General features: G+C 39.4%; 16 protein-coding genes. 2 read left to right on the forward strand and 14 right to left on the reverse strand.

What is annotated here, in order from left to right; genetic code table 11:
• Position 1 precedes the first annotated feature (1 nt).
• From ACYVM0_RS16225 to ACYVM0_RS16255, 7 genes are all read right to left on the reverse strand, one after another.
• Positions 2 to 811 carry an alpha/beta hydrolase gene (locus tag ACYVM0_RS16225; RefSeq protein WP_460558563.1) on the reverse strand — a complete coding sequence of 270 codons (810 nt, stop codon included), beginning with the start codon at positions 809 to 811 and terminating at the stop codon, positions 2 to 4.
• Between the two features lie 123 nt (positions 812 to 934).
• On the reverse strand, positions 935 to 1,723 hold the full coding sequence (locus ACYVM0_RS16230; protein WP_460558565.1) for an alpha/beta hydrolase: 789 nt from the start codon (positions 1,721 to 1,723) through the stop codon (positions 935 to 937).
• An 82-nt stretch (positions 1,724 to 1,805) separates the two neighbouring features.
• Entirely contained in the window at positions 1,806 to 2,108 is a 303-nt protein-coding gene (locus ACYVM0_RS16235) for a rhodanese-like domain-containing protein (protein WP_460558567.1), read from the reverse strand.
• A gap of 18 nt (positions 2,109 to 2,126) precedes the next feature.
• Positions 2,127 to 2,765, reverse strand: coding sequence for a hypothetical protein (locus tag ACYVM0_RS16240; protein ID WP_460558569.1), 639 nt, complete (start codon positions 2,763 to 2,765; stop codon positions 2,127 to 2,129).
• Between the two features lie 31 nt (positions 2,766 to 2,796).
• Entirely contained in the window at positions 2,797 to 4,812 is a 2,016-nt protein-coding gene (locus ACYVM0_RS16245) for a KUP/HAK/KT family potassium transporter (protein WP_460558571.1), read from the reverse strand.
• Positions 4,813 to 5,233: 421 nt separating this feature from the next.
• Entirely contained in the window at positions 5,234 to 7,387 is a 2,154-nt protein-coding gene (locus tag ACYVM0_RS16250) for a sensor histidine kinase (protein ID WP_460558573.1), read from the reverse strand.
• Positions 7,388 to 7,593: 206 nt separating this feature from the next.
• Entirely contained in the window at positions 7,594 to 8,172 is a 579-nt protein-coding gene (locus tag ACYVM0_RS16255) for a DoxX family protein (RefSeq protein ID WP_460558575.1), read from the reverse strand.
• A 200-nt stretch (positions 8,173 to 8,372) separates the two neighbouring features.
• On the opposite strand from ACYVM0_RS16255, the gene ACYVM0_RS16260 reads away from it, so the two are divergent.
• Together ACYVM0_RS16260 and ACYVM0_RS16265 are read left to right on the forward strand one after the other, a co-directional pair.
• Positions 8,373 to 9,287: a sensor histidine kinase gene (locus ACYVM0_RS16260; RefSeq protein WP_460558577.1), complete on the forward strand. Its 915-nt coding sequence runs from the start codon at positions 8,373 to 8,375 to the stop codon at positions 9,285 to 9,287.
• Positions 9,284 to 10,003 (forward strand): LytR/AlgR family response regulator transcription factor, encoded by a 720-nt coding sequence (locus tag ACYVM0_RS16265; protein ID WP_460558579.1) that lies wholly within the window; start codon positions 9,284 to 9,286, stop codon positions 10,001 to 10,003. The genes ACYVM0_RS16260 and ACYVM0_RS16265 overlap by 4 nt, the downstream gene beginning before the upstream one ends.
• Positions 10,004 to 10,113: 110 nt before the next feature.
• On the opposite strand, the gene ftsZ is transcribed toward ACYVM0_RS16265, so the two are convergent.
• From ftsZ to murD, 7 genes are all read right to left on the reverse strand, one after another.
• Entirely contained in the window at positions 10,114 to 12,018 is a 1,905-nt protein-coding gene (gene ftsZ, locus ACYVM0_RS16270) for a cell division protein FtsZ (RefSeq protein ID WP_460558581.1), read from the reverse strand.
• Positions 12,019 to 12,142: 124 nt separating this feature from the next.
• A complete protein-coding gene (ftsA, locus tag ACYVM0_RS16275; RefSeq protein WP_460558583.1) occupies positions 12,143 to 13,516 on the reverse strand; it encodes a cell division protein FtsA in 1,374 nt (457 codons plus the stop codon).
• A gap of 112 nt (positions 13,517 to 13,628) precedes the next feature.
• Positions 13,629 to 14,900, reverse strand: coding sequence for a cell division protein FtsQ/DivIB (locus ACYVM0_RS16280; protein ID WP_460558585.1), 1,272 nt, complete (start codon positions 14,898 to 14,900; stop codon positions 13,629 to 13,631).
• A gap of 45 nt (positions 14,901 to 14,945) precedes the next feature.
• Entirely contained in the window at positions 14,946 to 16,328 is a 1,383-nt protein-coding gene (gene murC / locus ACYVM0_RS16285; RefSeq protein WP_460558587.1) for a UDP-N-acetylmuramate--L-alanine ligase, read from the reverse strand.
• Positions 16,325 to 17,470: a UDP-N-acetylglucosamine--N-acetylmuramyl-(pentapeptide) pyrophosphoryl-undecaprenol N-acetylglucosamine transferase gene (gene murG, locus ACYVM0_RS16290; protein ID WP_460558589.1), complete on the reverse strand. Its 1,146-nt coding sequence runs from the start codon at positions 17,468 to 17,470 to the stop codon at positions 16,325 to 16,327. Before murG ends, murC begins: the two co-directional genes overlap by 4 nt.
• Positions 17,471 to 17,535: 65 nt before the next feature.
• Positions 17,536 to 18,786, reverse strand: a complete 1,251-nt coding sequence (locus ACYVM0_RS16295) for an FtsW/RodA/SpoVE family cell cycle protein (protein ID WP_460558591.1) — start codon at positions 18,784 to 18,786, stop codon at positions 17,536 to 17,538.
• A gap of 81 nt (positions 18,787 to 18,867) precedes the next feature.
• Entirely contained in the window at positions 18,868 to 20,208 is a 1,341-nt protein-coding gene (murD, locus tag ACYVM0_RS16300) for a Mur ligase family protein (protein ID WP_460558593.1), read from the reverse strand.
• Positions 20,209 to 20,313 lie beyond the last annotated feature (105 nt).

Consider the following 20,313-nt stretch of genomic DNA (forward strand, 5'->3'; position numbering starts at 1 on the left):
ATTAATTTTTCAATAAGCTATCCAGCTTTTGTTTATACAGATCAAAACCGGCCAGGTTATGATGTGTACCGCCTTCGATGGTTATAAATTCATCCGTTGGTTTTAAAACAGTTTTTAATTTTGATGCACAACGGTATGGTATTACCCAATCGTTGGTACCATGAAAAATGGTAACGGGATATTTAGCCTGTTGCAGATATTTATTGGTAGGAATTTTATAGCTGATCATACTTTGCGTAGGATACATAAAAGCATAGGCTGCAAATACATCAGGAATGCTATAGTAGGGTGTTTCAAGAATTAACCTTTTACAACCTGTTTGCGACGCTACATAAGCAGCAATGCCCGAGCCCAGTGATTTACCATATAAAATAACACTGTCTTTACCAAACCTGCTCAATGCCATGCGTTGTACTTCCAATGCCTGCCGGTATAATTTTTCTTCGGTTATTGTTCCGGTACTTTTTCCATACCCGGGATAATCCTCCATCCACACTTCATAACCGCTTTTAGTAAAGACATTTACAAATTTTGCATAGCGTTCAATATTTTGTTTGTTGCCATGAAAATATACTACCACTCCTTTTCTTACTGAATCAGCGGGAAAAAATTTTACCATGCTCATGGTATCAGTTTCATTAAAAGGAATCTTTATTTCGCTAAAGGGTACACTAAAATGAAACAGATGGCCGGCAGCCAGTTTTTCCGGTTTGAATAAAATAAATTCCTGTAAAAAAAACATGGCCGTACCAATTACGAAGTACAGCAGTACCATTATTTTTAACCAACGGAAGCCTTTTTTCTTCTTCATTATACAAAAGTAAGGGAAAGAGAAGCTACAAGGGAAAAGCCCAAGGGGCAAGCAAGCTACAACCAGTAGAATACTTATCCCTTGCAGCTCTTCCCCTATTCCCTTTTTTACTGCTCCCCTTTGTCACACCTGCAAAATGTCCCTGATAAAATTATGGTATTCCGGAAAAGTGGGCAGGTTATTGTGTTTGCCGCCATGTATCCTTATCAATGTAATTTTTCTTGGGTTGAGTTGCTGCAATTTTTCACTGTTACTGATGGGAATTAAGAAATCCCTGGTGCCGTGTAAAATGTATGTATGGCAATTTACTTTTGGTAACCACTTATCGGTACGCAAGTGAAAACGTAAAATATATTTCACCGGCAGTATGGGTAAAAAACGTTCAATGGTTTTTTTAAAACTAAAATACGGTGCGTCTAAAATTAAATAGCGTGGGGTATTATCTGCCGCCAGCTTTGCGGCAAAACCGCTGCCTAAACTTCTGCCATATATAACCAGGTGATTTTGCGGATAGGTTTTAGTAAGCGTATCATACACAAACTGCATATCATTCAGCATATCTTTTTCGTTGCGCTTGCCGGTGCTTTTGCCGAAACCACGGTAATCCACCAGCACCACATCATATTTATAGCGGTAGAAATCTTTGGCATATTTTGCCCAGCCTTTTATGCTGCGGCTATTGCCATGAAAATATAAAATAAGGCCCGAAGGATTTTCTGTATAAAAATGTAAGCCATTTATCCGTACCCCTTCTTCCACATCAAAAAATAATTCCCTGAAGGGGGCATCGTATTTGTAAATAAAATCCTGCCGTAGCTTTTCCGGTTTAAAAATAAATTTTTCCTGCGCAAAATAAATAACCACAGAAAGTACCACAATACCTGCAATGATATAGAGAATAATGTGAAGCAAGGTTTAGTTGATGGTTGATGTTTTATGGTTAAATGCCGAGTGTTAAATTAGTCATTCTATTCAACATCGCAAACAGCAGACTTTAAACAGCAAATGCTTTCTTCCATCCCTCAGTACCGCCTATAAGATTAAACAGGTTGGTAAAAGGATATTTTTCCTGCAGCCTTTGAATAGCGATCTGGCTGCGGATGCCTTTGCGGCAATAGATAATTACAGGTTTATCAGTAGCAATTTTTTCTACCTGCTGTACAATTTCTCCCAGCGGAATCAGTTCTCCGCCAATATTGAATTCTTCATGTTCTTCCGGCTCTCTTACATCTATCAGTTGAAGATCTTCTTTGCTATTAATTTTTTGAGAGAGCGCCGTTGCTGTTATTGATTGCATAATTGTTTGTATTAAAGCTTACTGATCTAAATCCACCTCCACTGTAAGCACCTCTTTTTTAACCTTTACTGTATCCACTGTATAAGTAATTTCCATATTGATTTTTTGTGGAGATTTTTCGGTTATCACAACTTTTTTTATGTTCCCCGCAAACAGCTCCATATCACCAACCTCATATTTATCACTCAGTACAATTTTCTCTTCAAATAGCCCTTTTTTTATAAACAGGTCGGGCAGGCTTTCGAATTTTGACATAAAACGCCGTACATATTCTACCCTGTATTTATCATCATTGTAAAACACTGTTTTTTCAGTATTGTACGTAATATCAAAAATAACAGCTGTAGCAAAAACTGTTTGCACAAATACCAGTACCATAAAAATACCAAATGGTCTTCCCTTATACCACCACACACATAACAAACCTGTAATGGCAGTTGCAATAAAAATGATACTGGTGGATCGATATCCCCTCCAGTAAATATTAAAGGGCGCAAGTATAAAAGTAGAAATAAAAAGCAGTAACAGGAAAAGATGAATGCCCATTAATATCCTGTATACAGCAGGTGGCAGATAAATGCCCATGTTAGCAAATAGATACCGGGCACCTATAACTACCAACGCAATTAAAAGTAATACAACCGGTATTAAGAACATACGGTAGCTTTTATACAATAACAACCGTTATTTATGATGCATAGTCTTCTTCCTCTTCGTCGGTATAAATTCTTGTCAGTTTCAATTTACTCACCGGCGCCACTATCAGCGGAAATTTTTCTACCTGCACTTTACTTTGTTCCAGCCCAAAACCTTTTTCTTCGCTCAGCGATACTTCTTTTACCCAGAAGTACAACCGCATGATCAGTTTTTCAAAGAAAGGCAATTCATTATCCTGCGATAAAAATTTCTCCATTACCACAAATTGAAAATCGCCGGTTACATTATTACGTTGCTGACTTTCGTAACGGCTGGTTACATTCACTTCACGATTGGCTACCAGGTCTTCCACCACTTTTTTAAACATCAGATTAATTCTTGGCGCAATCCTGAAACCAAGGCGGAATTCCACACGGATGATATCATTGGGAATAATATGCTCTACCGAATATTCAGACGTATAAGGATCATCTAAGGTATCCACGTGCACAAACCAGTAAATGTCGGCACGTTTGGGTTTACCACTTAGTATGCTGTAAATAATTTTATGTTCAATTTCTTTAGGGTTATTAGCACTGGTCAAGTACACCAAATGCGTGGCATATTTGGGTACGGTAACATCGTTACTCAACTCTTCCAGTTTAGGAATATATTCTTCCAGCCTTACAAACTCCACGTAACGGTTTTTAATTTTACGGGCCCTGTACCAAACATACATTACTGCAAATAAACCACCGCCTACAACTAAAGTAACATACCCGCCATGAGGGAATTTATCTAAGTTGGCAATTAAGAAACTGATCTCGATGGTTAAAAAAACTGACAGGAATAAATAGATGAGTATGGGCTTCACCCTTCGGGAGATCATGTAATTGGAAAATAAAATAGTGGTGGCTAACATACACAAGGTGATGGCCAAACCATAAGCCGCACCCATGGCACTGGATGTTTGAAAGTATAATACGATGCCCACACAACCTGCAAATAATAAAGTATTGATACCCGGTATAAACAACTGCCCTTTTGCTTCAGTAGGATAAATGATCTTCATTTTTGGCCACAGGTTAAGGCGTATCGCTTCACTGATCAAAGTAAACGAACCGCTGATCAATGCCTGGCTGGCAATAATAGCGGCAGCGGTGGCAATGATAATTCCCGTTACCAAAAACCACTCGGGCATTACTTCAAAAAAAGGATTTTTCATAGCAATGGCACCGGGTATCTTTTTTACCAGGTCGCTGGTAGCATATATTTTACCTTCGTTATGCAGCAACCATGCGCCCTGGCCCAGGTAATTTAATATCAGGCAGATCTTTACAAATACCCAGGTATAACGGATATTGGCCCTGCCGGTGTGCCCAAGATCGCTGTACAATGCCTCGGCACCCGTGGTACATAAAAACACGGCCCCCAATAGCCAGAAACCCTTGGGGTAGGTGACTAAAATATCGATAGCATAATAAGGGTTGAAGGCTTTTAAAATTCCCCATTCATCGGAGATATGCGATAGGCCCAGAATGGCCAGCATCATAAACCATATCAGCATGATGGGGCCAAACATTTTACCAATGCTGGCGGTACCAAACTGCTGCATAAAAAATAATACCGTAAGTATACCCAGGATAATTAAAATGATAGTTTGCTCCGTGATATTTTCCAGCCCCGGAATATTCTTCATACCTTCTACTGCAGAAGCTACTGAGATGGGCGGTGTGATCATACCATCTGCAAGCAAGGCGGCACCGCCGATCATAGCAGGAATTACCAGCCATTTTTTTTGCCTGCGCACCAATGTATATAAAGAGAAGATACCACCTTCTCCCCGGTTATCGGCCCTTAATGTAAGTGCCACATACTTAATGGTGGTCTGCAAAGTCAGCGTCCATATTATACAGGAAAGGCCGCCAATGATCAGCAGCGGTTCAATTTTTTTACCATTGATAATTTCACTGAATACATAAAGCGGGGAGGTACCGATATCGCCGTAAATAATTCCCAGGGCAACAATTAATCCTGCTGCGGTAACCTTGTTAACATGTTTGGACACTTCAAAAAATTTTAACGTTCATAAAGAATGGCGGCGCAAGATAGGCAACCTGCATCATTCCGGCATTATGGCCTGCTGGCAAACAGTACCGTAATCCTTAACAACGTACTACCGGCGGTTTCATTGCTGTATAGTAAGCCGTTTTTAAAAAACAGCTACAAATGTAGATTGAAAATGAATATAAGAGGCGGATTATTTTTGTTTTAAGAACGCCCGGCCGGCTACCTGTTTTACTACAGAAAGCAATACAGCGGCGGTGTTTTTTGCAGGCTGCACACCATATACTGCCCAGGTAGCCCAGGAGCAGGGAAAATATAGCAGTTTGACCGGGTGCTTCTTCAGCAAAAAACCACCCTGACTATGTTTATAACTTGCAGCACCGGATGAAGAATTGAAAAAAAGGCAGCACGCCATTTTAAAATCACCCCATAACAGGAAAAGCTACTTTTAACTCACACCCCTTGCCTGGCTGAGAAGCAAAATCGGCTGTACCGTTATACATTGCCGCACGGCTTTTAATATTATCCACCCCGATACCGTCTTGCTTTTTTAAAATATCAAATCCAACTCCATCATCAATAATGGCAAGCTGTACCATTTTTTTATTTTGCAGCAGTTTGATGGTGATTTTTTTAGCCTTTGCATGCTTGATAATATTATTCAGTTGCTCCTGTACAATCCTGAAAATATTCAGCTTGAGTTTTTCATGCACGCTTTTTTCGTTAAAAGAATATAGTGCACATTTTATTTTTAATGAACTTACTTCCATGGTATCGTCTGCAATATTTTCGATGGCTGCACGAAGCCCGAGATTTTTAATAATATCTGTAGAAAGTCCTTTACTTAACCTTCTTATTTCTTCAATGGCTGTAAGCGTATACTCAGAAGAACGGCTTAAGTACATTGCTGTATTAGGCCCTCCTTTTTTTGCCATTTCAAGATACATTCTTGATGCACCCAGTAACTGGTTAATATTATCATGCAGTTCTTTACCAATATTGGAACGTTCCATTTCTTTGGCATCTTCTGTAGCATCTGTAATTTGTTTTTCCTTCAGCCTTATTTCGTGATCCAGTTTGTCTTCCAGTTCTTTCTGGCGGCTAAGGTCCTGCATGGCACCAATCATGCGATAAGCTTTACCTGATGCATCCCTGATAATACTTGCCCTTACAAATACTTTTGCAACAGAACCATTGGCCCTTGTAACCCGATAGGCATGCTCCCAATGCGTAGTGTAAGAAATAATAGCCTGGTGTAATTCCTGTTCAATTATTTTTTTATCCTCCGGATGCAGGTAATTACTCCAGTCGGTGATCATATTGCCTTTATTATTTTCAATATGGTAGCCAAACAATTCTTCAAAACCTTCGCCAATAAATACATCATTAGTGGTTAAGTTCCAATCCCATATCACATCAAAAGAAAGCCTGGCAGCCAGTAAAAATTTTTTGCTGTCTTGTTCGTGTATGGCAATTTGTTCCTGCAGCTTTTTTTCCAGGTCCTGCACACTGCTCACGTCCTGTATGGCGCCTATTAAACGTATGGCTTTCCCTTCATCATCTCTTACAATACTTGCCCTGCTTATGGTAGCAGCTATTGAGCCATCACGGCGTTTAAACATAAAACTATCATCCCAGGTTTTGCTGCCCGAAGCAACAGCCTCCGATAATTTATGTTCCACCGCTTCTTTTTCTTCTTTAACGAGGCAACTGCAAAAATCACTGAAGGCCATTGTATTATTCTTTAGCTTATAGCCAAATACTTCCGCAATACTATCACCCACATAGATCTGCCCTGTAGTAGTATCCCAATCCCACATTACGTCGTAAGAGGATTGAGCAATATATTTTATCCATTCATTATTTTCCGCCAGCATAGCATCCGCTTTTGCCAGTGCTTCAGCAATATTATCGTCAACAATTTTTTGTTTTTTCGCGTCAATATTTTTTTGTTTCGATTTTGCAATAACAATATTATCCGCCACTATTTTTTCATTTTTCACATCTATTGCTTTCTGCTTTGATTTTGCGATGACGATATTATCCGCCACTGTTTTTTCCTTTTTCACATCTATCGCTTTTTGTTTCATGGCTACCAGTTCAATATCCTCGGCCACAACTTTTGCTTTACGGCTATCAATGTTTTTTTGATCCAGCAAACGTTCTGTTACATCTGTAATAGTGGTGATCGATTTTTCAAGACCATTTTCTCCTATAAAAACAGCAGAAGTAATTTCGCAGGGTAACGGCTTGCCACTTTTTTTTATAGCAAATACCATGGCTTTGGATTGGCCTTCAGCAGTTCTTTGCTTCAGCATTTTTTTAAAACTGTGCTCTTTAATATCAAAAATATCTGCCCGCTTTTTAGTAAGTAATTCTTTTTTAGAATAGCCCAGCAGTTTGCTGCAGGCATTATTCACCATTATTATTTTACCGGTGCTAACTACAATTATAACATTGGCCTGTGCCACATTATCAAATGCAAGGTGACTAAGATTGCCGGTAGCATGGATTGCAGCAGGCCTTTTATCAGCCATGGTGGTTTGGTTGCTGATGCCCTGGGAAGCTTTACTCATAAACATATAAGGTTAATGAGTAAGGTATCACAATAATTGTATCCGGTTCTTATACAATATTTTGAAATACTTGCATAATTCACACATTTACCTGAACGCTACTTAAGTTTACCGCTGTTTCTGCTGTGTATTTTACAAAATAATATGCGGATTGTTTTAAAACGAGCTAAAACCAGTGTATTACTAACAATCACATATACACGCTGTCAACTCATACTGTATACTTTTTTTGATGTGGCGATCACAAAATCAAGCGACCTTCTCCCTGCGCCTTCAATCAAAAGAAAAAGGCAACAAAGTATTTGAGCATAATCCGAGCGTATTTCATGTAGTACGGCCCATATACCCACTTTTGGCGGTGCCGGTGGCAAAGGCAACGGGCTGGTACCCAAATACAATGCAATTTTTGTGGTAAGTACTGCTACTATCATTTGTATAATAAAATAAAAGGAGGTAATTCTTGTGAATAAACCTGCTATTAATAATATGCCGCCAATAATTTCGCCGAAGGCTATTATATGGGCCGTAGTTTCGGGGAATGCAAAACCTAATTTGGTAAACCTGCCCACGCCCTGGTTTACGTAAACGAATTTTAAAATACCTTCCCAAAAAAACACGCTGCCCGCCATCAGGCGGATAATTGCTATAGAAGATGGGCCTGTTACAGGCGGATGCAGAAACCAATTGATCATTTTTTTCATGACTAAAATCTTTAAATGTAAATAGATGACGCAAACATCATGCGTTGCCAGCTTTATCACAAAACATTTACAGTATCTACTCATTTTACCTGATTAAATGCCCGTTTATCAGGATTTTTGCCTGCATAATGTAAAAAATTATAAAACCTGGAGGTGCTGATTACCTTTGACAAATATTTATTGTGAAAACAAAGGCTATCATATATCATTGCATCTTTTGGGCGGCGCTGTATTTGTTCTGGGTCGTTGTTTTCAGGAGCTACTCAGTTGCTGTAACCAAAACAATGACCATTGAATTTTGCTATTTAATCTTTATTACCGCCGATTATTATGCTATCAGTAATTGTATCGTGCCTCAATTGCTGCAAAAAAAGAAATACATTTTTTTTGTTATTGCCTTAATTGCGCTCATTACATTTTCCGGATGGCTACGAACATTAGTTGCCATGCAAATGAACCTGCATTATTTTCATCCCGCCACGGCAATTGATTTTGCCACCCTGTTCGTCAACTCTATATTCAACATATCATTCTGGGTACTGCTGGTTACGCTTGGTAAAATGCTGATCGACCACATTCAAACGCAGCAACAACTGGAATTACTGGAAAAGGAACGCATAAAAAATGAACTGGATTATTTAAAGGCGCAAATCAATCCGCATGCATTGTTTAATTCATTGAATACCGTGTATGGGTCTATTGATAAGAACAACCAGGCTGCCAGGAATATTTTATTGCAATTTTCTGAATTACTCCGCTACCAGCTTTATGATTGCAGTGCAGAAAAAATTGCATTGGAAAAAGAGATAGCGTATATAAAAAATTATATTGCCTTTCATCGGTTGCGTAAAGACGAACGCTTAATTGTAACCATTGATATCGTTGCTATTGAGCCGGGGTTAACCATCGCTCCGCTTCTGTTAATAGTGCTTATAGAAAATGCCTTTAAATTTGTGAGCAGTTGTACAGAAAAAGAAAATACGATCAGCATTGCCATTAGTGTTGAGAATAAAAAACTAAAAACCTTTTTTGCTAACACCAAAGAAATACTGCACCATACAACAGTTGCAAATTCCGGCGGCATCGGTATCAGTAATTTAAAAAGACGACTGGCATTACTATACCCGGGAAAACATGAGCTCTTTATTACAAACAGCGATACTATTTACGAAACCCATTTAAATATAGACCTGTCATGAAACTGAAATGTATTATCATCGATGATGAGCCTGTGGCAAGAAAAATATTACAGGAATTTATTGAAGAGATCGATTACCTGGAATTAACAGGGCAGGCAGAATCGCCATTGAAAGCAATACCCTTGCTGGAAAGAGATAGTATTGACCTTATTTTTCTGGATATCAATATGCCCAGGATAAATGGCATTGATTTTTTAAAAACGGCAACACTTAAAGCACAAATCATCATTACCACAGCCTATTCTGACTATGCCGTAGAAGCATACGGGTTGGATGTACTGGATTACCTGGTAAAGCCGATTGCTTTCAATCGCTTTTTAAAAGCCTGTAATAAAGCCAGGGAAGCCATTGTATTAAAAAGTGCCGCCACTGAACAAGCTGCTACTATCAACGACCACTTTTTTATTAAATGTAATAACCAGATTGAAAAAATATTTTATAACGAGCTGGTGTATGCAGAAGCAATGCTGAATTATGTAATGCTGTACACCACTTCAAAAAAGCTGATGGTGTATATCACTATAAAAAGTTTAGAAGATCAATTACCGGCCGGTATCTTTATAAAAGTACACAAATCATTTATTGTAAACCTGCACAAAATAAAAAGTATAGAGGGCAATACGCTGGATATGGGTATTGAAAAGATCGCCATTAGCCAGAATTTAAGAGAGAAAGTGATGGGTGATATAATAAAGGATAAGATGATAAAGCGGTAACAACCTGCTAAAACAAACAGCCCCCCGATACATCGGGGGGCCACACAAACATACCAAATACAAAACTTCGTATATAATACCCTGTGAGTAACCTCACAAAGCAAAAAATATTAATCGGGTTTCTTTCCTTCTAAAAAGGTGTTGATAGTACTGATCTCTGCCTGGTTATTATCGTCGGACTTTACAGTATAATTACTGTAAAAATTTTCTACGTCTGCAATGGAATTATGTAATTCCATATTGCGGCGAAGGTAAGCTGGCACCGTTTCAAACTCATTATTCGGATCGGCTGCATTGATGTTGAATGACAAATTACGCAGCTTCGCAATGCGTTCCATAGCCCGGCGCCTGAGTTCTTCTGTTTCGTCCTGCGGTGCAGGCTCCTCAACATCAGACATCATGATGGGCTGAGTTTGTTGTACAAGTTGCTCTTCCTCCGCCGCTTGATGGGATTTAACCACCAGTTGCATTTCAATTTCAGGTTCGTCGGCCTTTATTGTTAACTGCATTGGCGGTAGCTCCTCGGTAGAATTGGATTCTGGTTTAGGCTGTTCCTCCACATAGATCTGTGATGGCTTTGCCAATTTAACCCCCGACGAAGGGGCATTGCTAGCTTCTTTATTCGTTGCTGAAATATTTGTTTGAACGCTGGTTTTGCTAACGGGTTTTTCTGCGGGTACCGGAGTTGTGGGTATATCAAACGCCACTACAGGTGTTTGATCTGCGGCCGAAGATATTTCAAAAAACACTGGCGCTTCTTCAATTTTTTCCCCAGTAGTTTTACGTGGTAATTCCACTTTTGTTTGTTCAATTTTTGTTTCAATTAATTTTGGCATCATTTCATCTTCCATCACCTGCATTACAGGTGTTTCGCTAATTTCTGCAATAGCCTGTTCTTCTTCTTTTTCATCAAATTGTAAGGTAGGTTGATGTACAGGTTTCATCATTTTGCTAACAGGCTGCTCTTTCACCGGCATCTCCAGTTGCATTACAATTTTATCTGTTTTCTTTTCTTCTTCCACTACCTCTGTTTTCTTTTCAAACGGATCTTTATGTTCAAAACCTGTAGCTATTAGTGTAATGCCTATCTCGCTGCCTAAAGTATTATCGTACCCCAGGCCTAATATCACATCTGTATCCTCTCCTGCATTACTCAATAAATAATTCTGAATCACTTCCACTTCATCCATGGTAAATTCATGCTCGCCTTCGGCAGAATTGATATTGATCAATATCCATTTTGCACCACGGATATCGTTATCATTCAGCAACGGAGAGTTCAATGCATTTTCAATAGCCAGCTGTGCCCTGTTTTCGCCTGCGGCAGATGCACTACCCAAAATAGCCACACCACCATTACTCATTACTGTGCATACATCGGCAAAATCCACATTGATCTGGCCGGTACTATTAATAACATCAGTGATACATTTTGCTGCTGTAGCCAAAACATTGTCGGCTTTAGCAAAAGCTTCCTTCATTTTTAAATTACCAAACTGGTGACGGAGTTTATCATTACTGATCACCAATAAAGTATCCACATGATTTTTCAACAGCATAATACCTTCTTCTGCCTGTGCAATTCTTTTCTTTCCTTCATAAGCAAAAGGCGTGGTAACAATACCAACCGTAAGTATGCCTAAATCTTTACAGATTTTTGCAAGAATAGGCGCACCACCTGTACCTGTACCACCACCCATACCGGCAGTGATAAAAGCCATCTTGGTATTTACTTCCAGTATGCGTTTTATTTCTTCCAGACTTTCTTCGGTGGCCTGCCTGCCAATGGCAGGATTAGCGCCTGCACCTAAACCCTGTGTAAGGTGTGGGCCCAGCTGAATTTTGTTAGGCACTTTACTCTGCGAAATAGCTTGCGCATCGGTATTACAAATAATGAAGTTTACGCCTTCAATATTTTGTGAGAACATGTGGTTTACTGCATTACTGCCTCCCCCGCCAACACCTATCACCTTAATGATGGAAGACTGTTCTTTTGGCAAATCAAAATGTATCATAATCGTTTATTTGTGGGTTAGTACTTGTATATATCGAATTTGCAAATAGTGAATGTTCCTGTTTATTATGCTGTAACTAGTACAGCATTGCTCATTCACCAATCACTATTCACCATTCACGTCATTATAATTTAGCGTCTTCTTCTTCTTTAAATAAATCTATCAGGCCGTTTTTAAATCCGTCCATAAAGCCTTTTAATGTTTTACGTTGTTTTGTTTTTACCGGTTTAATTTCATCGGCTGTCACATCTAATACCTCATCAACCGGTTGCTGTTGCAGGCTTTCCGGCACTTCTACTTTTCTGAAAGTTTCTTCAAACTGTTTGTTTTTATTTTCGTAGTCGTTGTAGCCTTTTAATATTAAACCAATACAGGTGCTGTACATCGGCTTAGCCAATTCATCAATATGGCCCGATGCCAGGTGTTCGTTGGGATAACCAATCCTTGCATTCAACCCGGTAACATATTCTGTTAACTGAATTAAATGTTTTAACTGGGATCCACCACCGGTTAAGATGATACCACCATTTAACATCCTGGTATCTAAACCAACCTGTTTTAAATGATAGGTTACAAAATCCATGATCTCACTCATACGTGCCTGTATGATTGCCGCTAAATTCTTTACAGAAATTTCTTTTGGCGCCATACCACGCAATCCTGGTATAGTGATAAATGCATTTGATTTTGCTTCATCGCTTAAGGCACTGCCAAACTGCACTTTCATTTGCTCGGCCTGTGTTTTTAAAACACCCAAACCGGTTTTAATATCGTTGGTAATATTTTCACCACCGAAAGGGATAACCGCAGTATGCTTTAAAATACCTTCGTAAAAAACAGCAAGATCGGTGGTACCACCACCAATATCCACAATAGCAACACCGGCTTCCAGGTCCTGGTCGCACATTACTGCTGCTGCAGAAGCTAAGGGTTGCAATACCAAATCTTTGGTTTGCAAACCAGCTTTCTCCACACTGCGATTGATATTACGAATGGCATTTTTATCGCCTGTTATAATATGGAAATTAGCCCCCACTTTTACACCACTGTACCCGATGGGGTTAGGGATATTCTGAAAATTATCCACGGTAAATTCCTGTGGAATAACATCAATGATCTGGTCACCTGCAGGAATATAGGTACGATACTGATCTGCGATCAGGCGGTCAATTTCTCCCTGGCTGATCTCATCTTCTACTGCCTGGCGCACAATATCACCACGGGTTTGTAAACTTTTTATATGATGGCCAGCAATACCTACATACACTTCTCCTATTTCTAAATTAGGGTTACTGTCGTAGCAATTCTTTAATGCCATTTCAATGGCTTTGATGGTTTGATCGATGTTCAACACCATGCCGTGTTGTACACCGTTACTATTGGCACGGCCAAAACCGAGTATCTCCAGTTTGCCGTATTCATTTTTGCGACCGGCGATAGCAGCAATCTTTGTGGTGCCGATATCCAGGCCTACAATGATGGGTTGTTCGTGATTCATAATTGTATGTATTTGTGTGTTTGTGTCTGGTTTAATGGTTCATGGTTGGTGGTTCATGGCAGCGCCTGGAAATTTATAGCGCTTTACAATGAACTATTAACTATGAGCTGTTTTAATAATCATTTTTAATTGGTTTGCCTGGCATTACAACTTTTGGTTTTCCGGCTGCAGGTTTTGCTTCTACCGGCTTTGGTTTTACAGGATTGGTGATTGGTTTTTTTACAAGGTTTGGATTGGGTTTTGTTGCCGCAGGTTTTGTTCCGGCAGCTACCGGCATTGGCTTTTTAGCAGGAACCGGATTGGATACCACCGGTTTTGCAGCGGCTGGTTTTACAGGGGGTAACGGATTAGTAACCGGTTTTGCGGCCGGCTGATTGTTCACTGGCTTTAGAGGTGATTCGTTTGTGGTATTATTAGTTTCAAAATTATCTTCCCGCTGAATGGATTGTTGTATCATACTGCTATCGGCAGTATTGTTATTATTATCCTGCAAAATGGTTTGCAAAGAATCTTCCGCCTGTTGCGCTGCATTGGCGGCAATTATCTGCATGATCTGTAATGTTCTTACCGAATCCGCGGTTTTATCTTCGGCCCCTCTTCTTCTTGCCACCACCTGGCCTTTATATTGCACATTGATCACACTATATTTACTCCAGCCGCCTTTTACCATCACTTGTTTATAAAATAGTTCCAGCTTATTAAATTTATCTTCTGCTGCAGTGGCATCACCAAAAACAATTAACTGGCTACCGATCTTGGGGATCATTTCAAAATTTCTTTCCGGTGTTATATCCACCTGGTCAATCATCGCCATGCGGAAAGAATCTTTCTGAATGGCAAGGCTGATCACTTTCACATCATTTAATAAACTGCTGTCCGCCGCAGATAATACAATCTGGTCAGTAGGAAAACCGGTGAACACCGGTAACCTTGCTGAAAATTTATCGCTCAGTGGCAACATCGCTAATGCCGTATCAATATAGAATGAAGCGTTACCCGTTGTAAAAACTCTTGCCACAGGCTCCCTCTCCTGCAGGTTTACTTTTAAACTATCATTGTTATCAAAGAACAGTTCTGCATTTTTCACCCACTTACTCTTCTCCAGTTCGGCCTCTATTTTTCTCAGGTTAAAAGAAGCCAGGGATTTACCCTTTGCATTTCCGTTAGTTATTTTTTGTATTGTATTCAGGATGTCTTCCTCGTCTACAAATTTGGGACCATCTGTATTTTCAATGCCGGATATTTTTATGGCTACCCCTTTACATTTTGCAGCATCTTTTTTATTGATGCCTGCAACCAGCAATACAGTTGTGCCTGTGCCAACGGTTACCCATAGCACAGCCAAAAGAATTTTTTTAATACTGTATCGTTTTTTTTCGCTCATCCTGTTTAACCGCTATCGGGGTTTTCAACCGCCGACAGAGTTTAGTTACTTTTTATTAGTCAGAATATTTTTTATTGGTTCAACTAATGTGTCTATATCTCCTGCGCCAGCTGTAATTAAAAAATCATTCCTTCCATAACCGGCATATGCATATTCAATCCAGTCCAATAATTCTTCTTTAGATTTATAAATAACCCCTTTCCCTTCTTCCATCTTATTTAAGACCAGTTCACTTGTAACACCTTCCATTGGCAATTCTCTTGCAGGATAAATTGGTAACAAGTAAACCTCATCTGCCAAATTCAGCGCTTCAGCAAATCCATCAGCAAAGTCTTTTGTCCTGCTGTACAAGTGTGGCTGAAATGCAATGGCAATTTCCCGTTCCGGAAACAAAGTTTTTGCTCCTGTTATCAATGCCCTTAGCTCATCAGGATGATGTGCATAATCATCAATATAAATAAACACATCATTTTTTACTATGTACTCAAACCTTCGCTTCACTCCTTTAAAAGAACTAACTGCCGCTTTAATTTTCTCATCCTCTATTTCCAGTTGGTGTGCCACAGCAATGGCCGCAACCATGTTTTCAATATTGTGCATGCCCCCCATATTCAGCACCACATCATGCAACTGCCAGTTTTTTGTTATCACATCAAACTGGTAACTGCCATTATTCATTTTGATGTTTGCCGCATACGCATCAGCTTTATCATTATTGAAATGATAGGTCAGATGGTTCGATGCTTTTAATTCATCACTTCTCTTTAATCCGAACTTACTCAGCAGCAAACCGCCATCTTTAACTCTTGCAGAAAAATCGATGAATGCCTGTTCTACATTTTCCGCTGTACCATAAATATCCAGGTGGTCCGGGTCCATTGCGGTGATGATCGCCACATCAGGACTTAATTTCAAAAAACTTCTGTCGTACTCATCTGCTTCCACCACACAAACATTTTTTTCGCTGCTCCAGAAATTGCTATTGTAGTTTACTGCAATACCGCCTAAAAAAGCATTGCAACCATAACCACTGTGTTGCAATATGTGCGCCACCATTGTACTGGTAGTTGTTTTGCCATGTGTACCTGCCACACAAATATTAAAAGAACTGTTGGTGATGGCACCCAATACATCACTGCGTTTTACTACAGTGTAATTATTTTCCCTGTAATAGTTTAACTCCTTATGATCTTTTGGAACCGCCGGAGTATAAACTACCAACTGCGCATCTTTGTCAATGAACTCAATATTATCCTGGTAATGAACAGGTATACCTTCACTTACCAATTGCTTTGTAAGTACCGTTTCTGTTTTATCGTAACCGCTTACTGCCACTGCTTTAGATTTAAAATACCTTGCCAAAGCACTCATGCCAATACCTCCGATCCCTACAAAATATATCCTCGTTATTTTATTTAATTCAATCACTGTATAGTATTCAATATTTCCTTTGCAATAATTTCATCGGCATTGGTGATACCCAGTTTGCCGATGTTTGCTTTTAATTCGTTTTGTTGTTGTTCATTCTTTGATAAACTGATAATGGTGGTCACCAATTGATTTAACGCCTCACTGTCTTTTACCATTATGCCGGCATTTTTATTAACTAAATTTTGTGCATTTACCGTCTGGTGATCTTCGGCTGCAAAAGGATAAGGTACCAGCACCGCCGCCTTTTTCTCCACACATAATTCCGCAATGGACATGGCCCCACTCCTGCTGATCACCACATCGCCTGCTGCATAAGCATATTCCATTTGCGTAATAAAATCATTTGCCCGGATATTATTTTTACCTGCAGCTGATTGTTTAGCTTTTTCTGCATAGGGTTTACCCGTTTGCCATATCAGTTGCAGTCCATTCTTTTCAAACTCATTTATATTTTTATCTATCGCTTCATTAATACTCCTTGCACCCAGGCTGCCACCAATGGATAGAATGGTTTTTTTTGCCGGATCTAGTCCAAAAAATTTAATACCTTCTTCCCTGCTCACCTTGCTTTGTGATATGCTTGCCCTTACCGGGTTTCCTGTGATCATTATTTTTTCTTTCGGGAAAAATTTTTCCATACCATCACTGGCTACAAATATCCGGGTGGCTTTTTTACCCAGCATGATATTGCTTTTGCCGGCAAAGGAGTTGCTTTCGTGTATAAACGTTTTGATCTTTTTTGATTGAGCATAACGCAATACCGGGAAGCTGGAATAACCACCAACGCCTATTACAGCAGTTGGGTGAAACGATTTGAAAATTTGCCTTACCTGTATAAAACTTTTCACCAGCTTTAAAGGCAAACCAATATTTTTTATCAAAGAACTTCTGTTCAACCCTGCTATATCCAATCCTTCAATTTTAAATCCTGCCTGTGGTACTTTCTCCATTTCCATTTTTCCCTTAGCCCCTACAAATAATATTTCAGTATCCGGCGCTGCTTTTTTAATAGCATTTGCAATTGCCACTGCAGGAAAAATATGCCCGCCTGTTCCACCTCCTGCTATTATAACCCGAGTGCCTCCTGCCCCCCTGAAGGGGGAACCTGTATTATTACTTTCTTTTTTTTCTTCGTTCATTTATTAAATCTGTTACAACTTATTTTATACACTCCTCCTTATCTCCTGACCAATCTTCGCTTCCATTACTCCCCCTTCAGGGGCGCCGGGGCTGGTTCTAACTGCTCTACGTTTCTTGCCACACTTAAAATAATACCGATAGATAAACAGGTGAAGAGAAAACTACTTCCTCCCATGCTTACCAGCGGTAATGTAACACCGGTATTAGGAAAAGCATTTACTGCTACCCCCATATTGGCAATTGCTTGTATCACCAATGTAAAACTTAGCGCCAGGGCCAGAAATGCCCCAAACGCAAAAGGGCATTTCCGGTATAACCTGATGCATCGGTATAAGAATAGCAGGTAAATAAATATCATGAATGCGGCGCCAAATAATCCATACTCTTCAATGATGATCGCAAAAATTTCATCACTGTAAGAGTGCGGCAAAAAATTTCTTGCTTCACTATTGCCTGGCCCTTTACCTAACCATCCGCCATTAGCTATTGCAATTTTTGCCTGGTTGATCTGGTATAATTTTTCACTCTCATCTTCTTTATTGCTGTACATGAATGTTTGAATACGGCCGATCCATGTGGGTACACGGCCAATATCAAAAATTGCAGGAATATCCTTTTGCTTGTGTGCTGCCTTATCATAAGTGCCCACTGCAATAGCAAATAAAAAAATAACAGGTATTGCTGCAATACCCATCGATAACAGTATATGTTTACCACTTATTCTGCCAATGAACATCAGCATAAAACTGGTAGCACCAATTAACAAGGCCGTAGATAAATTTGCCGGTGCAATCAATACGCAAATAATAACCACAGGAATGATAACCGGCAAAAACCCTTTTTTAAAATCTTTGATCACATTTTGTTTGCGGCTCAATTGTAAACTCAGGTACATGAATAAAGCCAGCTTAGCCATGTCGGATGTTTGAAATGTCATGTTGATGACAGGTAATTTTATCCAACGGCTTCCGGCATTTAACTGCACGCCAAAAAATAAAGTATAGATCAGTAGTGGTATAGAAATTAAAAACAGGATCTTCGCTACCCTTGCATAAATCGTGTAATTAACGCGGTGTGCAAAATAGATAAGCAATACCCCAAGGATAATAAAGCCAAATTGTTTGAACAAATAACTTTCTGTGCTCTTACTATATTTATATGCCAGTGACCCTGTACTGCTATACACCACCAATAAACTTATCAAAACAAGAATTACCACAATGCCCCATATCACACGGTCGCCCCTGGTTTTATTAACCAGGTTGTTACTGATGTTGGGTGTAAATAATTCTTTTATGTTTATAAAGTTTGCCATATTCTCCAGAGGAGATTTTTTGTGATCAGGCGTCCTCGTCTGATCGTGTACCATGGTCAGACGAGGACGTCAGACCGTGTATTACAATTCTTTTACTGCCTGTTTAAATTGATTACCCCTGTCTTCATAATTTTTAAACAGGTCAAAACTTGCACATGCAGGGCTCAACAAAACCACATCACCTTTTGCTGCAAAGTGAAATGCGGCCTGCACTGCTTCCTTTGCGGATGCGGTGTTTACCATTAACGGCATGATATCACCAAAAGCTTCGTGTATCTTCTTGTTATCTGTACCCATGCATACGATCGCTTTTACTTTTTCTTTCACCAGCTCTTTAATTAAAGAATAGTCGTTGCCTTTATCAACACCACCCAATATTAATACCACCGGTTTTTCCATACTTTCCAATGCAAACCAGGTACTGTTTACATTAGTGGCTTTACTGTCGTTAATAAACTCCACATTTTTAATAGAAGCCACCGGCTCCATGCGGTGCTCTAAACTTTCAAAAGTTTGTAAGGCTTCCCTTATTTTTTCTTTCCTGATGTCTACAACTGATGCTGCTAAACTTGCAGCCATACTATTGTACTGGTTGTGCTTACCCTTTAGGGCGAAATCTTTAATACTCATTTGCATTTCTTCGTTTTTCCATTTCAAGTGCAATTTTGCGTTCATCAGGTATGCTCCCTGCGGCAGTGGTTTACTCATGGTAAATGGGGCTAGTGTTGATTTAATGTGATAGTTGTTAATACTCTGAACGGTAATGGCATCATCTAAGGAATAAATAAAAACATCTTCAGCCTGTTGATTCATCGCAATGCGAAACTTGCTGCTGATGTAATTGTCCATTTTATAGTCATACCTGTCTAAATGATCTTCTGTGATATTGGTTAATACCGCAACATCCGGCCGGAATGTTTTGATATCGTCCAGTTGAAAAGAACTTATTTCTGCAACGTATAAAGGCTTAGGATCAACTGCCACCTGTTTGGCAAATGAATAACCGATATTGCCTACCATTGCACAATCACTACCACCCATTTTACACATGTGGTAGGTTAATGCCGTGGTAGTAGTTTTGCCATTGCTGCCTGTGATAGCTATTATCTTACTGTTGCCTTTATACCGGTACGCAAATTCTATCTCGCTGATGATGGAAATACCTTTGGCCCTGATCTTTTTCACCAGTTCATTTTTTTCAGGTATACCCGGGCTTTTCATTACTTCATCTGCATTTAAAATTTTTGCTTCGGTATGTGTGGCTTCTTCAAAAGCAATACCGTTGTCGCTTAATTCTGTTCTGTAATTTTCTTTTATAGCACCGCCATCACTTACAAATACATCATACCCCTGCTGCTTGGCAAGAATAGCGGCTCCTACACCACTTTCTCCGGCTCCTAGTATGACTAATCGTTTCATCATGCAATACTTACATTTTAACTATTCTGTTTGTACAGAATAAAAATTGGCTTTTCAACAGCATCAAATTTTCCAATTCGATTTTACTTCAACCGCTACACCGTAAAC

It is taken from the genome of Ferruginibacter profundus (assembly GCF_054783275.1).

Bases quoted from the DNA above. Each gene is read 5' to 3' on its own strand.
- ACYVM0_RS16225 (WP_460558563.1), bottom strand. From the start codon at position 811: ATGAAGAAGAAAAAAGGCTTCCGTTGGTTAAAAATAATGGTACTGCTG.
- ACYVM0_RS16235 (WP_460558567.1), bottom strand. From the start codon at position 2,108: ATGCAATCAATAACAGCAACGGCGCTCTCTCAAAAAATTAATAGCAAA.
- ACYVM0_RS16240 (WP_460558569.1), bottom strand. From the start codon at position 2,765: ATGTTCTTAATACCGGTTGTATTACTTTTAATTGCGTTGGTAGTTATA.
- ACYVM0_RS16250 (WP_460558573.1), bottom strand. From the start codon at position 7,387: ATGAGTAAAGCTTCCCAGGGCATCAGCAACCAAACCACCATGGCTGAT.
- ACYVM0_RS16255 (WP_460558575.1), bottom strand. From the start codon at position 8,172: ATGAGTAGATACTGTAAATGTTTTGTGATAAAGCTGGCAACGCATGAT.
- ACYVM0_RS16260 (WP_460558577.1), top strand. From the start codon at position 8,373: ATGACCATTGAATTTTGCTATTTAATCTTTATTACCGCCGATTATTAT.
- ACYVM0_RS16265 (WP_460558579.1), top strand. From the start codon at position 9,284: ATGAAACTGAAATGTATTATCATCGATGATGAGCCTGTGGCAAGAAAA.
- ftsZ (WP_460558581.1), bottom strand. From the start codon at position 12,018: ATGATACATTTTGATTTGCCAAAAGAACAGTCTTCCATCATTAAGGTG.
- ftsA (WP_460558583.1), bottom strand. From the start codon at position 13,516: ATGAATCACGAACAACCCATCATTGTAGGCCTGGATATCGGCACCACA.
- ACYVM0_RS16280 (WP_460558585.1), bottom strand. From the start codon at position 14,900: ATGAGCGAAAAAAAACGATACAGTATTAAAAAAATTCTTTTGGCTGTG.
- murG (WP_460558589.1), bottom strand. From the start codon at position 17,470: ATGAACGAAGAAAAAAAAGAAAGTAATAATACAGGTTCCCCCTTCAGG.
- ACYVM0_RS16295 (WP_460558591.1), bottom strand. From the start codon at position 18,786: ATGGCAAACTTTATAAACATAAAAGAATTATTTACACCCAACATCAGT.
- murD (WP_460558593.1), bottom strand. From the start codon at position 20,208: ATGATGAAACGATTAGTCATACTAGGAGCCGGAGAAAGTGGTGTAGGA.